The 17,704-nt window shown below is 41.4% G+C and carries 7 protein-coding genes; all 7 read right to left on the reverse strand.

Features of this window, described 5'->3' with window-relative positions:
• Positions 1-10 precede the first annotated feature (10 nt).
• Positions 11-1,060 carry an acyltransferase gene (locus RG47T_RS11100; RefSeq protein WP_074489531.1) on the reverse strand — a complete coding sequence of 350 codons (1,050 nt, stop codon included), beginning with the start codon at positions 1,058-1,060 and terminating at the stop codon, positions 11-13.
• Between the two features lie 150 nt (positions 1,061-1,210).
• Positions 1,211-3,601: a glycoside hydrolase family 31 protein gene (locus RG47T_RS11105; protein WP_171972516.1), complete on the reverse strand. Its 2,391-nt coding sequence runs from the start codon at positions 3,599-3,601 to the stop codon at positions 1,211-1,213.
• A 32-nt stretch (positions 3,602-3,633) separates the two neighbouring features.
• Positions 3,634-5,805 carry a glycoside hydrolase family 3 C-terminal domain-containing protein gene (locus RG47T_RS11110; protein ID WP_074493344.1) on the reverse strand — a complete coding sequence of 724 codons (2,172 nt, stop codon included), beginning with the start codon at positions 5,803-5,805 and terminating at the stop codon, positions 3,634-3,636.
• A gap of 236 nt (positions 5,806-6,041) precedes the next feature.
• Positions 6,042-8,933, reverse strand: a complete 2,892-nt coding sequence (gene galA / locus RG47T_RS11115; RefSeq protein WP_074489533.1) for a beta-galactosidase GalA — start codon at positions 8,931-8,933, stop codon at positions 6,042-6,044.
• Between the two features lie 14 nt (positions 8,934-8,947).
• Complete coding sequence (locus RG47T_RS11120; protein ID WP_074493346.1) at positions 8,948-12,517, reverse strand: VCBS repeat-containing protein; 3,570 nt, start codon at positions 12,515-12,517, stop codon at positions 8,948-8,950.
• A gap of 195 nt (positions 12,518-12,712) precedes the next feature.
• Positions 12,713-14,431, reverse strand: coding sequence for a RagB/SusD family nutrient uptake outer membrane protein (locus RG47T_RS11125; RefSeq protein WP_171972517.1), 1,719 nt, complete (start codon positions 14,429-14,431; stop codon positions 12,713-12,715).
• A 23-nt stretch (positions 14,432-14,454) separates the two neighbouring features.
• On the reverse strand, positions 14,455-17,658 hold the full coding sequence (locus RG47T_RS11130; protein WP_083627377.1) for a SusC/RagA family TonB-linked outer membrane protein: 3,204 nt from the start codon (positions 17,656-17,658) through the stop codon (positions 14,455-14,457).
• Positions 17,659-17,704 lie beyond the last annotated feature (46 nt).

Raw genomic sequence — 17,704 nt, forward strand, 5'->3', positions numbered from 1 at the left:
TTTCAATTAGCTACCCTGCAATATACTTACCGATGTAGGGTAGCTTATTTAACAACCAGATCATCACAACCGAAATAACCATACATAACACGGCTGTAAGTGGTATGCTGATGATAGGTGCATATAGCTTGTAACTGATGTTAAACCACAGATCAAGCAAATACAAGATCAATGCATGGCCAAGATAAACACCATAAGCATATTGGCCCGTAAAGTCTCTTACCTTAATTAAAAATGCAGGTAAATTGACTGTCCTGTATTTAAAAAACACAAATAAACTTCCCGACAGGCAAACCACAAACGGCCCTAATGGCTCGTAAAAAACTGTGGTAACACTATAATTATACTTCGTAACCAGGTAGGTGCCCACCGTAATTACCATTACCATACCTAAAAACAGCAGCAACATTAGTGATCTTAAATACCTTTGCTTAAATGCTGTGGTGCTGAGATAATGGCCCAAAACCAAATAACCGATATAACCTTCAAAATACCTGAGTTCTACCTGCGGCTTATATCGCGACAAATAAGGTTGTTCGAGCAGCATTACAGCCAGCCAGATCAGCAAAAAGTACAATAGTTCTTTTTTTGTTGCGGCACGCACAAACTTGCTGATGATGGGCATAATTAAATACAAGCCAATAAGCATATACACATACCATAAATGGTATGAACTGCCATATTTAAGTTGGTGCAGTATCAATTTTGCATTAGCCCAGGTATCATTATCAAAGCTAATCTCTTCATTATACCACGAATAGCCGATATACACAAGGCTCCAGAACAAAAATGGGGTTACTATCCGGCTAAGGCGTCTTTTCAAAAAATCATTTAATTCATAATCACGATGCAGGTTAAGTGCACCTGTTATCATTACAAATACGGGTACTGCAAAACGAACCATTGCATTAAATACATCGGCAGTAAGCCACTCGTTAAGCGGCACCTTGCCATACTGGGCCAGCAACACGGCACTGGTATGCAGCACAATTACGGCAAGTAACGATAAAAAGCGGAGGTTACTTATCCATTCAAGGTTCTGAGGTTTATCAAAAGACATGTATCCAAAGATAAGCTCAACAAATTAGATTTACTGGATTAACAGCTTATTTGAATCACAGAAAAATCACCTATACTAAAAATGGGTAAGTATGATTGCTTTTACAATCACACTTACCCATTAGGCATTGTGTATAAGGTTTTAGATTATTTACAATTTTACGGCAATTGCTTTACCTGTGTATTTAACTGTTTTATCGAAATGGTCTGCAGGGCCTGTGTTTGAGCCATGAGCACCATTAACTACAACTACATTAAAGGTATGTTGCTTTAACATACCCGGGAAACTGCCTTTAACAGCAGAGATGCTTAACTGGCGGGTCTGATCGTTCCAGCCGATATTAAATGTGGCAAATTTACCTTTTTCATAGTCGTAAGTATCGTTTCCATCTTCATAATATAAAAATTGGCCGTTTGCCCCAGGATATACACGCAGTTCAATTACATCGCCCGGTTTTTCTGTAGCATATTGTACTACAGGGCCCATGGGTACAATTGATCCGGCTTTTACATATAAAGGCATAGTTTCAATCGGCACATCTACATTTAAAGTCTGGCCACCTTCAAATTTTTCACCGGTCCAGAAATCGTACCATGCGGTAGCTTTAGGCAGGTATACTTCGCGGCTATGTTTCCCGGCAGCAGCATTATCACCTGTGTACAATTGTTCGGTAACCGGGTTTACCAGGAAAGCAGAACCAAACATATATTCATCCGGGATGCTGTAAACCTTGGCATCGTTTCTGAAATCGAAAGCCAGCGACCGCATAATGGTATAGTTATTTTGTGTTACACGACCAGCCAATGAGTAGATGTATGGTAACAAGCGGTAACGCAGTTTATCATACTTAACCAGGATATCTCTTGTTTTCTCGTCCCAGTTGTTGGAAAAGATTGCTCTTTCGCCTTTACCGTGGATACGAAATATCGGGCTGAATGTACCAAACTGGAACCAACGGGTAAATAACTCACGAAACTCTGGTTTAGACCAGTCTGGAGCAGTCCAGTGGTAATGATAACCACCAATGTCAGATGTCCAGTATGGTATACCTGATACGCAGGCATTAATACCTTGTGGCACCTGACTTTTAAGAGCCTCGAACGAAGTGCTGATATCTGACGACCATAAGGTTGCAGCATTGCGCTGCTCGCCCGCAAATGATTGCCTGATTAAAAAGAAAGCACGTTTGTTAGGGATATCTCTTCTCCAACCTTTGTATAATCCCTTAGAATGTTCTAAAGAGTAAGTGTTAAAATAGTCGATACCCTTGCCTACAGAGAAATTTGCTTTACGGCGTTCATCAAGTAAGGTGCCGTTATCCGGTTCGCATTGGTCAACCCACCAGGCATCCCAGCCGTAGCGTTTAACCAAGCTATCGCGGGCTTGTGCCCAGTAAAGGTCGCGGGCTTTAGGGTTATGGGCATCGTAATAGGTATCAAAAGTATGTGTTACCACGTTATCCCAGGTAATACTGGTTAAGCCACCCATCTTATCAAGGGCATCATAGTTAGGTGTCCCTTTACCAAACACCGGCCAGATGGAGATCATGGCATGGATATTTGCCTGGTGCAGTTCATCAACCAAAGCTTTAGGATTAGGGTAACGCTCCGGTTTCATAATGTGCGATCCGATTGGCAATGGATCCCAGTAGTACCAATCCTGTACAATCACATCGACAGGGATATTGGCATTACGGTACTTATTTTTCACACCGATGATCTCAGCCTGGCTCAGATACCTGTCTTGCGACTGGAATAACCCGAAAGACCATTTGGGGAACATCGGTGCTTTGCCTGTTGTGGTACGGTAAGCATCGATAATGGCATCGAACGTTGGGCCGTAGAAAAAATAGTAATCCACCTGCTTACCGCTTTCTGATACGTATTTAAACTGCGTGTTATTGGCTTCTGCGCCATAAAAGTTAGAGGCCGAATAATTATCCCACATTAAACCATAACCTTTGGTTGAGAGTAAAACAGGGATAGCACCGGTCATATACTTAATGGCCATGTCCTGGTTACGGCCTTTGTAATTGATAGACAAAGAATCTGTAGGGTGGCAACCCAGGCCGAATAATCCTTCATCATCTGGCGAATTAAATGTAGTGGTACAACTATAGGTATCTATACCTGCAACTGTTTGCGCCTGCATTTCTTTGTTATCAGTTTTACTTTCTGATGTAATTACCTTTCCGGCTGTGGTTAGGTAAGTAATAGCGTTCGACTTGCGGTCGACGTTAATTACCAGTTTACCGGTTTTAATAACAATGTTTCCACCAGCCTCACTAACGGCGAAATTCACTTTACCATTAAAGGGGTTGTTTACTACCAGTGAATTAAACACCGGGAATGCATCCAAAGCGGTATATTTTACCTCAACGATATCATCGCGGCAAATCTTTATTTTCATTAAGCCTTTATCTAATGTAAAGGTTACGCCATCGGCCTGCCTGGTATATGATTTTACTGCAGCAGTAACAATACTTACCTGCATCAGCATTACCAGGGCAAACAATAAGCCCCATCTAATTTTAGTGTTCATTTTAAAATTGTTAAACATTCAGTTTCTATTTATTAATTTTTAACCCCTATTATTTTAGTTTCTTTAATATCTGCCGACGAGCTGCCAACCATTAGTTCCACAGGCTCGGTCTCAATCACAAATTTGTTTTTCTTTGTATCCCAATAAGCCAGATCTGCAGCGGCTATTTTTAATTGTACCGTCTTCTTTTCACCTGCTTCAAGGCTTATACGCTTAAATGCCTTCAACTCTTTTATCGGCCTTTCTACTTTCGATTTAAGGTGCTTAACGTATAATTGTACCACTTCATCGCCTGTGCGGGTACCGGTATTAGTTACATCGATACTTACGGACAGGCTATCATTGGCGTTGAGCTTAGCAGCAGCTTGTAAATTGCCGTATTTAAACGTGGTATAACTCAGGCCATAGCCAAACGGGTATAAAGGCGCATTTTTTAAATACATGTAAGTACGGCCATGCCTAATGTCGTAATCCATCATTGGCGGCAATTGATCTAATGATTTTGGCCAGGTTTGCACCAGCCGGCCAGCCGGGCTAACATCGCCATACAGCACATCGGCCAGGGCATTGCCCAGCTCCTGGCTGCAATGCGTAATATGTAATATGGCAGGCAAATTTTCCTGCTCCCAGTTAATGGCGTAAGGGAAACTGCTTACCAGTACCATAACGATATGCGGGTTAACTGCGTAGAGTTGTTTAATCAGATCTTCCTGCAATGAGTCGAGCGAGATGCTTTTGCGGTCAACCGCTTCACGGCCTTCAGTTGATCCATCTACTTTTTTCCAGCCCAAATTACCGGAGGGATTATTGCCCACACATACAATAACCACGTCTGCCGCTTTTGCCATACTAACAGCTATAGCGTCATTGGTAGTATGCATTACTTTAACATTGGCAGATACCTTGCTTTTAATACCCTCCAATGGGCTTACGCTATAAGCCGGTGTGCCGCTATACCAATCCTGCAATACTTCTGCCGAGCGCGGGCCAACAATGGCAACCGTACCGGCTTTGTTTTTATCGAGCGGCAAAAAGTTATTTTGATTTTTTAGTAGTACGATAGATTTCTGGGTGATTAGCCGGGCAAACTTTTGGTGTTCGCTGCTTAACCAAGGCTCCGGTCCATCTTTGATGGATGCGTAAGGTACCATCTCCGGCGGATCTAACTGACCGAGCTTAATCATCACTCTGAATACCCCCCTTAGATTATGATCTATTTCGGCTTCGGTAATCAGCTTTTGATCCAGTGCAGCCTTCACCCCTTCTTTATATTTATCCAAAAACTGGTTAATACCCGCCTTAATACATCCGGCAGCGGCTTCTGCGGGCGTTTTATAATAATGATGTGCAGTTAATAACATGGTGTAAGCACCACCATCGGTACAAATGATTCCGTCCTCGCCCCACCTGTCAACAGTGATCTTTTTAAGCATAGGATTTACCGCCTGGGGTATGCCATTTACTTTGTTGTAAGAAGCCATATAAGCCTTTGAACCGCCCAGTAAAATGCCACGCCTAAAAGTGTAACCGTAATACTCATTAAATAAACGATCATCAAGTACTGAGTTGCTGCTATCGCGACTATCCTCGTTGCTATTGGCTAAAAAATGCTTCATCAGGGCGGCAGTTTCCCAGTATTTCGGGTTATTTCCCTGCAAGCCTTTAATATAACTTACCACCATAGCAGCATTAAATACGGCATCCTCGCCATAGCATTCCTCGGTACGCCCCCATCTTGGGTCGCGACCCAGATCTGCATTGGGTGCCCTTACTACCAGCCCTCCTTTGTGATATTTTGCAGATTGAAATACATAGCGGGTTTCATTAGCCTCAATAGCGGCGGCCTGTTGTAATAGATCCGGGCTCCAGGTTTCGGCCATACCTATACTCTGCGGAAAAATGGTAGTTGGGATCGGCGTATTCCCTCCCCAGTTACCAATTGTCCCCATAGAAAGCCCATGTAACCCTTCTACATGCCCGGTACCTTTAATACCCAGGCGCTCAACTGTTGGGTTGGTACCCAGGCAATTGATCTTTTCGTCGGTATTTAATAAGGAGAGCAAATTTGTGATCCGCACCTCAACTGCAACTTCAGGATTTTGAAAAGGATATTTATATTGTGCATACACGTGCTGACTGATGAGCAACATCAACAGGCAGCATGTATGCTTAATTATGCTTTTTAATAATTGTGTAAATGGCATTATAAAATTGGTATGGTCAAACCCATTCGGCATACTTTAGGTGAAAGCTGCTAGTATGCTCAACGGTAAAACTATCATTTATAAACCCCTTGCCACTACAACAAAGGTTAAATAATATGCAATAAATGTTAAGGGTGTATTAGGTTATGTATTTTTGTCTATTACCATATTTTTAATACAAGTAATTGTCATAATATATATTCGACAACTTCACAAACACACATCTATATTCCTGTTTATCTTTTGTTTAAGTTACTTTTTAATGCTGCCGTAGTTTTAATGTTGAGGGTATCTGCCTTTATGCCATCAGCTGTGGCGGTGAGCTTAATTTCGCCTGCTTCGCCTGTCGATTGGATGATAACCTGTGCTAATCCGTTAAATAAGTTTTTATTCCACTGAGCCGCAGGAGTTATAATTTGGATTGATCCGGGAGATGTATTTACCGGTGTCCAGTCGTTAGGTTTAATCAATGGCTTGCTTACAATTGCAATTTCGTTTGTTCCTTGTTTAAGTAACTTTTTGTCCAGCTTAAATTCACTTTGATTAGTAGTATCAGTAAGGTTTAAACCAACAGCTTTACCATTGATATACACAGATTGATCTTTACCGATACTTTTATAAAACAGTGTAATTTGCGCCTGATCATTCAGTTCGCTCAATTCAAATTTTCCGCGGTAAATAAGTGCCTGAACTTTTTTGCCGAAGTCCGAATTGCGGTCAGCCTTGAATGCGCGGTCCCAATTACTGTCATCATAATTTAAAGCTGTCTCTGGTCGACTATCAATGTTATCTACGATCTTCTCTTTTAACCCGGTTATTTCAGCAACCTTAATACTTTCTATAAACTTATCCGGCTCTAGTGATGTTGGGTTACCATTACCCACCCCAATAATTTTACCCGGACCGGTAATAGTAAAAGTAACATGATTAAACGCTGTAGGTACTGCCAATCCTTTTTTATCCTTAATGGCTACAGTTACCATGGCTAAATCTTTATCGTCGGCCGTAATAACAGCTCTATCTGTGCTTAAAACAATGCTTTGAAGGTCTCCCGTAGTTTGAACCAGATCTGTCAGTATCTTTTTCCCGGCTTTGTAACCAATGGCTTCCAATTTGCCGGCAGCATAAGCCACCTTCCATTCCAGATGCCCATTCAATTGCATCGCTTTTTTACCCTGGCTTTTACCGTTTAAAAAAAGTTCTACTTCGTCACAATTACTATAGGCCCAAACATCAATCAATTGGCCTTCTTTGCCTTTCCAATTCCAGTGTGGCAACAAATGCAATACAGGCTCGGTGCCCCACCAGCTTTTTAAATACCAGGCATCATCTTTCCAAAAGCCACACTGATCCAGCATCCCGAAATAAGATCCGGTTGATGGCCATCCATAAGGCGAAGGTTCGCCGCGATAATCAAAACCTGTCCAGATAAACATACCTGCCAGGAAAGGTCTTTTGGCATAATAGTTCCAGCCCTCTTCAATACTATAAGCCTTAGGGCGTGGCTTTTTATCATAAGCTGCCATCCAATGCAAACTGTCGTTAGTAAAATATATGCCACGGGTTGCAAAGGTCGATCCCTCTTCTGTGCCCCATCCTTTTTGACCGGGGAATTTCTTATGTTGTGCATCCGGGTCTTCCTGCGCTATGTAATTAAAGCCCATCACATCCATAACGGCAGATAAACCCTGCCCCCATCCACCGCTAAAAGCAGCTGTAATTGCCCGGGTAGAGTCGATGCTTTTGGCATAAGCCTGCATGGTGGTGGCAATACGCGCACCTATAATTGTATTTTCTATGCGCCACTCCTCGTTACCTACAGACCAGCTAATAACGCTTGGGTGGTTGCGGTCGCGAATAATCAAGTTTTTTAAATTATTGAGATGTGTTGACGTAACCCCCATCAAACGGCTTTCGTCAATAACAACCATACCCAAACTATCGCAAGCATCCAGCAATTCGGGCGTTGGCGGATTATGCGAGCAACGATAGGCATTGGAGCCCATTGCTTTTAAAGATTTGATTCTGAAAAATTGCAAAGCATCCGGTATAGCAGAGCCCACACCCGCGTGATCCTGGTGATTATTGGTGCCTTTTATTTTTACATGTTTGCCGTTTAGGAAGAAGCCTTCATTAGCATCGAAACGAATGGTACGGATACCAAAGCGGGTATCATATTGATCTGTTACCTTCCCATTCTCTAAGATCTCAGTATACAAATGATATAACGAGGGGTTCTCTATCGACCATAACTGTGCATTGTCTACCATCAAATTACCGCTCCATTCTTTGTTTTCAAACGGACTTAGCGCAATATTACTTACAGTAGCCGTAGCTACATGGTTGCCCTGCGGCCCTACAATGGTTTGCCTGATATTAAAACTCCTAACTGATTTAGAATCATTGGTAATTGTAACTGCCGCTTTTATTTCGGCATTGGCTCCCTTTACATTGGTAGTAACAAAAGTGCCGTTGGTAGCAATATGCAGATCATTGGTTTTATTGAGCCATACATGCCTGTAAATGCCGGCACCTTCATAAAACCAACCTTCTTCCATAGTCACATCTGCCCTTACAGTAATTATATTGTTGCCGCCATAGTTAAGGTATTCCGATATATCATATTCAAAGCCATTATACCCACTGAGTTCTGTACCTAGATAGTGTCCATTGACCCATACTATTGAATTACGGAACACGCCATCAAAAGCAATGTGGATCTTTTTGCCCAGATCTGAATTGGGGATATTGAAAGATTTACGATACCAGCCAACACTTGCGTCTGGGAAATTGCGGCCAATTGCTTTAAAGCCATGGCTGAAACTTCCTTTTTCACTAAAAGATTGTTCAACCGCCCAGTCGTGCGGTAAATCTAACGCACGCCATGCCCTGTCGTCAAATGCAGGGTCGGCAGCGCCATCACCATAACCAGCTTTGGCATAGTAAGAGAAATAGCTTGTGCCTGTATCAAAATCTTTTTTGGTATCATAGGTGTGCCCGTATGCAAACCTCCAGTTTTTATCGAATGACAAATGCTGACGTTCGGATTGCGCTATTACTGATAATGTGATACTGCAAAACAATACCATTAAACTATAGCTTACAGTTAATTTTTTACAAATTATCATATCCTTGTCCCGGCTTATTTTATTATTCTTTTATTACCTGCATTATCAAAAACTGCAACACTTTGCATGCTGTCATCTATGGTGATAAATCGTGCAGATTGCGATAAAAATGAACTGCCATAGCTAAACTCCTCCTTTGCTATTTTTCCATTTTTGTATTTAACTAAAGCATAAGCATCTAAAGGATTAACAGCAATAGTTTTGGCAGTGCCCTTTAACTTAAATACCTTTAAAAAGTCTTTATTTTGGCTGGCAGCCAAAAACACAGCACCATTATTATTACGGAACTTTACCAATGCCTTCCCGTTGCCGGGGATGTAAATACCGCTTTGCATAATACTAAGTGGCTTAAAGCCCCCCTTACCATCGCCTTTTAACATTAAGCCATTAAGCGCATCATATCGGCCTATAGATACATCGGTACCGTAATCATTCCCGTTAATCACCACATCCAGGTTACCATCACCGTCAAAATCGCCGGTTTCCATGCCATTGAGTACAGATACCTGGGCTTCAATAGGTAAAGGAATAAGGGTGAACTTTCCATTTCCGTCATTGCGTAAAAAGCACGATTTAAGCAAGTTGGCCTTTAGCTTCTGTGCGCCTTTCATCTGTTCGGGCGATAATACCTCGTCCATAGTTGCGGTAGCGTACGACTTATAATTGGTGAACTTTTTCTTGAGGCTGATCATCTGCTTCAGAATATCATCCCTTCCCGGTACCGGGAACTCTTTCTTGTCGCCGTTTTGGTCGGGAAGGTATATTGATGGTATGGCCGTGTAGGCACCATTCTTATCAAAATCTTTAGCGGTAATATAAACCGGGTATTTATCGCTGGCCTGGAAAAGGCTGTTCTGCCCCATATTGCCGACAATGTAATCCGTACGGCCTGTGTGCCTGAAATCGCCGCCAACTAATGAGTTCCACCATCCCAATTTATCTGCAACGCCGGATTTTGGGGTAATATTTACAAACTTGCCATGCTCATTCTTTAAAAATGTTATCGGCATCCATTCGCCGGCCATCATCAAATCGGGCCAGCCGTCATTGTCAAAATCTGTAAACAAGGCATCGCAAACCATTCCTATATCTTTCAAGGCTGGCGCTACCTGGGCAGTAACGTCAGTAAATTTAACGTATCCGTTTTCGCTGTCGTTCCTTAAAATAATGCTCGATACCGGCTTAGGATAGTTCCACGGTTCCACTCTGCCAGATATAAACAGATCCAGTTTACCGTCTTTATTATAATCACAAGCCCTTACACATAATTTACTAGTTAGGTTTACGGGTATGGCATTGGTCGCCAATGTAAAATTGCCCTTACCATCGTTTAAATAAAGTCTGTCCTGGTATTCGGGGCTGTTAGCTTGCGTTTCGTAACCGCCACTGGCCGCATATAAATCAAGTTTACCATCGCCATTAGCATCAAACAGTAAAAGGCCTGCATCTGTAAACCGGTGATCGGGGATGATTTTAGTAGTCAGCAAATCGCGTTGCTTAAATTGCCCGTTTGCCTGCTGAAAAAATATCTGTGCCTGGTTATAGGCGTCGCCACCAATAATAATATCATCCAAGCCGTTATTGTCAATATCACCAACAGCCAAAGCTGGAGTATACTCCGACAATTTATGCGGCATTAGCTTCTGGATATTGAAATCAATAAAATTGGCATCCTTGCTTTTAAAATGAATCCCTACAGAGTCGCTTACTTCTTTAAATAGCGCTTTGTTATCTACTAGTGGCTGAATATGATCATACTTATCTTTAGCATTGGCTATATCTGCTATTATTTTCTGGTCAGCTTTTACATTGGTCAGCTTTTGCTTTTTACCTCCCGGCCATTTAATCACTACCGAATCGAGTACTTTTACTGCTCCCAAACCAAAATGTGCAATGCCTTGTACGCTTGATAAATATCCCCTGTATGGGTCATTTTCATAAACCTGCTGCTTGCCGTGGTTGTAATAAATATTGGCAGTTGCACCTAAACCATTTTTGTTGTGCGTATCACCTTTAAAGCTAATCTGAAAATAGTGAACACTGCTTAGCTTATCTTTATCATCTCTCGATGTATTTCTGTAAACCAACGCTTCATCATTAACATTGTTAATGATCATATCCATCGCGCCATCATTATCCAGATCGGCATAGGCAGCACCGTTTGAAAACGTGGGCAGCTCCAGTCCCCAGGTTTTGCTCACATCCTGAAACGTAAGGTTACCGCTATTTGCAAAAGCATAATTGTGAAGCTTGACTTCGGGAATTTGTTTTAACACTTCTTTTTTGGATGTTATTGCATAGGCTTGCTGCCTGTAGGTCATAAAATCATGGTCGGATACGTCTTTAGGGAAACCATTGGTTATAATTAAATCGCGAAAGCCATCGTTATTAAAGTCGGTAACCATAGGTGTCCAACTCCAATCTGTTTGTGCCATACCGCTTAAAAAACCTATTTCACTAAAAACAGGACTACCGATCTGCCCCTGCTGACCAAGCCTTGGTCCCTGGTTAATTTGCAGCGTATTACGTACATATTGATATTGGTAGCCATAAAAGTCGAAGTTTTGGAACGTCTCGTAACTATTGGCCCCTAGCATCATCTTTTTACGGTAATTATCTTCCGGGTTCATATCCAGTTCAACTACATCGGGCAGGCCGTCATTATTAATGTCGACAATATCCTGCCCCATGGCATTATATGAGGTATGCTTGAAATATTCTTTAGAGCGATTGGTAAAAGTGCCATCATGATTATTGATGTACAGAATATTGTTCGATGCAAAATCATTCGATACATAGATATCTTTCCAGCCGTCATTATTAATGTCGACCGTTGTGGCCGCGTGGCCGTAACCGTCGAGGTTAATACCTGCCTGTGCAGAAACATCATGAAACACCGGATGGTTCAATTGCGCATCCCAATCATTACGGTATAATTTACCCTTGCTTTGCGCTATAGTGCGCCCCGGCCCAAAAAGGTTTGGATTATAACTGGCCGATGCGCTGTTGACCGTAAGGTACATATCCAGATCACCATCGTTATCATAATCAAAGAAGCTGGCCATGGTTGATTGCAGGTTGATATTTAAACCATACGCTTTGGCCATTTCTTTAAAATGAGGAATACCCTCTTTATCATTACCTGTATTAATATACAGTAAGTTTTGCCTGCGGTTAGAATCGGGATACAACGTATTGCAAACGTATATATCCATTAAGCCGTCATTATTAATGTCTATTACAGAAACTCCACGCCCCCAGCGGCCCATGCCGCCTACCCCGGCTTTATCTGTAATGTCTTCAAACTTAAAATCACCTTTATTGAGATAGAGACGGTTGGGTACCATGTTACCGGTAAAATAAATATCCTGTAAACCGTCATTATTAAAATCGCCTATCCCAACCCCTCCTCCATTATAAATGTTTACAATATCTAAAGGGTTAATTGTATCTGTCTCGGTTATCTGATTGATAAAATGGATTCCTGAATGAGCGGAGGAAATCTGTTCGAATAACGTATGCTTTTTGCACGATGACGATATCAGAACAAGTAATAAAAATGCAGCTAAATAAAACTTATTCATAGAAGCAGGCTGGTAACTGGTCATATAATATTATATGACCTCAATTTGGACATTTAAAACTAAACGGAAATTGTAACAAGACTGGTAGCCCTGTTCTAAAATTAATTCTTATTATAAAAAAGAGGCTTTCTCCTAAAAGAAAGCCATCTTTTTCAACGTTATAATAAATCAACTCTCAATACTCTTCAGTATATATTAATTACCGTAAGCAGGGTTTTGGGTTAAGTTTGGATTTAATCCCCGCTCTACTTGTGGAATTGGATAAACATCGCGACCTGTAGGCAATGACGTATTATATAATCCATGGATTCCACCCTCATTACTTTTATCTAATTTGTTTGGATTAGCTATTGGGTTAGTACTGTTATCTACAGTACCATAAGCTTTCTTAATAAAGGCTGCCGCCACACCTGCCCTGCGAAGGTTATAGAAAACAGAATATTCGCCCGAAAGTTCGTGCCTGTACTCGCTGTAAACCATTTGCAATGGATCGGTTATTGGCGTAGCTGCCGAACCGTCAAAGTTAGCACCATCCTGCATTACAGCTGGGGCTGCACCACCAAATGCACGGTCTCTAACTACTTTAAGTGTAGCCATACCACCGCTAACATCGCCTGTTTGGATCTGGCACTCTGCTTTATCCAATAAAACTTCCGCATAACGTAAAAGAATCTGGTTTTGTGCACCAAAAATGGTTGACGTGCCTGAGTTACCATCTAATGTAGGGTCTCTCCACATTTTAGAACAGTAGAAACCGGTACGCCCCTTGTCAGATCCATACCATGGGCTGGCTATCGTTCCGCAAGTGTTAATAATTTTGCCATCTGCACCTACATAACGGGCATCTTTAGGGGTAGAGTTAAACCCGGCCAAAACTAATGGGTAACTTGCTATGCCGCCTTTAGCTATGATACCAGGGCTAACGTTTTGATCACCAGGGCCTATAACAGTTGCCAGTTTACGTGTATCGCCTGCCTGGTACGAGTAATACAAACCTGGATTTGCATAATCATAACCAAAATTAGATACCTCTTCCGGCCAGCTAAAATCAGAAATCCATGCTACTTCGTTACCAGCGCCCCAGCTTTGTGTACCCGCTACTTCAAACTGAACTTCAAAAACAGATTCGTCGCTATTTTGGTGATCATATTCATTTACGTCAACATATTTCGGCAATAAAGTATAATGACCGGCTAGCATGTTAAAGTTAGTAAGCGCATCTTTATAGTCCTTAAGCCACATTTGTGCTGCACCCAAGTAAGCGTAAGCTGCACCCTTGGTGGCACGTCCTAAATCAGTAGCTGCAAGATCCTCTTTCCAAGGTAATAAACCCGCTGCTGTTTGCAAATCTGATGCCACTTGTTTAAATACATCATCCTGGCTGCTTCTTGCTGTTAAGCCCGCGTTTGCACCTGTTTTTAATTCTAAAGGTACACCACCAAAACTTGCTGCCAGGTAGTAATAAGTCATACCGCGCAAATAATAAATTTCGCCGGTTAAACGATCTGCTAATGCAGCGGTAAGTACGCCTTTCGCCTTCATCTGCGCGATAATAGGCAATGCAGAGTTTGCCCTGGCAATACCTACATAAGCACGCGCCCAAAATACTTCAATTGGTGCAAAATCTACCGGGATGGAATAGTTGTTATAAAATCTGTCTGCTCCCCAGTTGTAAAAATCATGTGTCTGGAAATTGGCATAATACCAGATTGATTTTTTCAACAGATCGGCGTTTTGGTAGGTATCGTAAATTGCATTTACAAGCGCTATCCCATCAGAAGCTTTCTGAAAATAAGAATCGGCTGTAAATTGCGAAGTACTGGTTTGGTCCAGAAACCCTTTCTTACAGCCTATAGGAATCATCATTGCCGCAGCCATGGAAACGATGAGAATATTTAGTTTTTTTAATTTCATATCTTTAATATTTATCAATCTCATTAAAATGTTACGTTAACACCCAGCGTATAAAACTTTGTATTAGCATAATTACCCTGATCTATACCCGATGCGGTAGCACTTGCTTGCGACGTAGCCCCGGTTGTAGTATTGGTACCAGCTCCTGTACCAATTTCTGGATCAAGACCTGAGTATTTGGTGATAGTGAACAAGTTTTGGCCAGATACATAGAACCTAACTTTTGATAAAGAAATCTTTTTAGTGAACACAGATGGTAAAGTGTAACCTACTGTAAAGTTTTTCAGGCGCAGGTAACTGCCGTTCTCTACATAAACACTTGATGCTACGTTATTTCCGCTTACATCATCATTGTAAGTAACACGGGCATAACGGTTTGATGGATTGGTAGGAGTCCAATGGTTCTGGTAATAATCCAAACCTACGTTTTCAACACCAACAAATCCTGGCGCCTGGAAGCTTTCCATCATCCTTTGCTGATAATTAAAAATCTTGTTGCCGTAAGTGCCGTAAAAGTATGCGTTAAAATCAAATGCTTTATAAGAAGCATCCAACGTTAAGCCACCATAAAATTTAGGCAGCGGGCTACCTAAACTAACTCTGTCAGATGCAGTAACTTGCCCGTCTCCATTGGTATCAGCAAAATAACGGTCACCGGGTTGTGTAGTGCTGTTTTGATAATATGGATTACTTGGGTTTTTAGCTGCTGCTGATGCGTTTAAGGCATTTATTTGTGCTTGAGATTGGAAAATACCAAGCGATTTATAACCAAAGAATTCACCAATAGGTTGGCCTATATTTGTTCTGCTAAAGTTACTCCAGCCTGTAGCAGTTAAACTTGTCAATGTAACCAGGTTATCAACATATGTAGAGGCCCTGCTCACACTTAATAGTTTATTGCTTACAGTGGTTATGTTTAAACCAACACCATAATTAAAATCTTTGTTAGCCTGATGATGATAATTTAAGCTAAACTCGAAACCTTTATTATCAATACTACCAACGTTTTGGGTTTGATAAGCAAATCCTGTTTGGTTTGGTGTTTGTACAGCCAAAAGGAAATCCTTAGATTTTTTATTGTAATAATCAGCTGTAAAGGTCAGGTCGCCATGTAAAAAAGCGATATCCATACCTATATCTGTTTGCTGATCGGTTTCCCATTTCAGGTTAGGATTTTCTAACTGGGTAAGGGCCACACCAGGCTGGTAAACTTTACCAAACGGATAACCTACGTTAGTAGAAGTACTTGCACCACCTCCAGAACTGTACAGCGCAGCATATTGAAAATTGCCCGTATTGCCCTGGTTACCAACTTCACCCCAACCGCCTCTGAATTTCAGATCAGATAACCAGTCAACATTTTTCAAAAATGATTCTTGTTTTGCTCTCCAGGCTACAGCAGCAGAAGGGAATACACCATACTGGTGGCCTTTGTCGAATTTTGAAGAACCATCTCTCCTTACCGTACCAGTTATTAAATACCTGTCATCAAATTTATAACTTAAACGACCGAATTGCGAAGCTAAAGAATATGTTACCTGGCTGCCATAAGCTGTTAAGTTTTGTACCTGACCTAAATCTCTGATACCGTTACTTGGCAGGTTATTACCCGCGCCGCCTATTATCCTGTAGGTATTTTCTTGCTGAGAAACACCACCAACGAAACTGATGGCATGTTTACCAAATGTTTTATCGTAAGAAATGGTATTCTCCCAAAGATATTCAAAAGTGTTATTTGCGCTTTGTGAATATTGACTCAATTGGTTGGCACCGCCTAAACCATACTGATCGCTTGAACGATCATCTTCCGGTTGAAAGAAATAGCCTGAAAAATCGCTTACATTAATACCTGCATTAGTTTTAATTTTAAGCCCGTCTATAATCGTAGCTTCTAATGAGGTATTACCTAAAAAGTAGTTATTCAGGTTTTTATAATCATTTTGCTCGATAGTGTAAAGCGGGTTATTCCAGCTTTTGGTGTAGATATTCACCGGGTTATAAAAACCATAGTTACCATTGCCATCTTTAGCAAGGTTGGTCAATTTATTACCTGTAATAGTAGGGATCAGTTCGGTTAATTGTTGTAATGAACCTGTACCGAACGGGTTATTTTGATCTTGTCTTGAATATTTGGTGCTTGTTGAAGATTTCAACCATTTAGCTACACTGTAATCAACATTGGCGCTCATGTTAAACCTTTTGTAGTACGAGCCCAGTACAATACCTTTTTGGTCATAATAGCCAATTGAAACAGCAGACTGTACTTTTTCGTTACCGCCACGGATAGCCAGGTTATAATTTTGCTTTAAACCGGTACGGTAAACTTCATCCTGCCAGTCTACATTGGTTAATGCCGATGGATTGCTCCACTCCGGCAACTCAGTAAAAGTCCCTTCAGTAGCGTGATCTTCGTTAGCAAGGGTAGCCCATTGCTGTGCATTTAATACCTTATATTTTTTAGGCTTAGCCTGGAGAGAAGCATACGAGTCGAACGAAATCTGTACCCCGTCTCTTTTACCTTTTTTGGTAGTTACGATAACCACACCATTTGCAGCTCTAACACCATAAATGGCGGTTGCAGAAGCATCTTTTAATACATCGATAGAAGCAATGTCACTAGGGTTAATATTATTTAGGCCGCCTGTTATAGGGTAACCATCAACAACGTATAAAGGGTCGCTTGTTCCAAAACTACCTACACCTCTAATAACCACAGTTACACCGTTGCCCGGTGCACCATCATTATTAACAACCTGCACACCAGCTGCGCGGCCTTGTAAAGCCTGGTCAACAGAGGTAACAGGCACCTGCTCTATCTGCGCAGCAGATACAGAAGCCACAGAACCGGTTAAATCTTTACGCTTGGTGGTACCGTAACCAACAACCACTACTTCTGATAATGATTTGGTATCCGGCGCTAATTTAATGTTGACAATACCCGAAGCACCTACAGTAGCCTCCTGGGTAGTGAAACCAATAAAGCTAAAAGAAAGCTTGCTATTTGGGGCAGCCTTAATAGAGAAGGCACCATTAACATCAGTGATTGCAATATCACCGGCACCCTGTACTTTTACAGTTACGCCTGGTAGTGGCAATCCTTTTTCGGTATCGGTAACTTTACCGGTAACCTTTCCGTTTTGCGCATAACCAAACATCGGCACTGACAAAAGCAATATCCATGTTCCAAGTAAAAGCACAACATTTTTAATTTGTAGTTGTCTTATCATAATTGAGAATAAAAGTGAAAAATTGGTCTTAAAAAATTGGTTCAAT

Source organism: Mucilaginibacter polytrichastri (assembly GCF_001911425.1).
Taxonomy (GTDB): domain Bacteria; phylum Bacteroidota; class Bacteroidia; order Sphingobacteriales; family Sphingobacteriaceae; genus Mucilaginibacter; species Mucilaginibacter polytrichastri.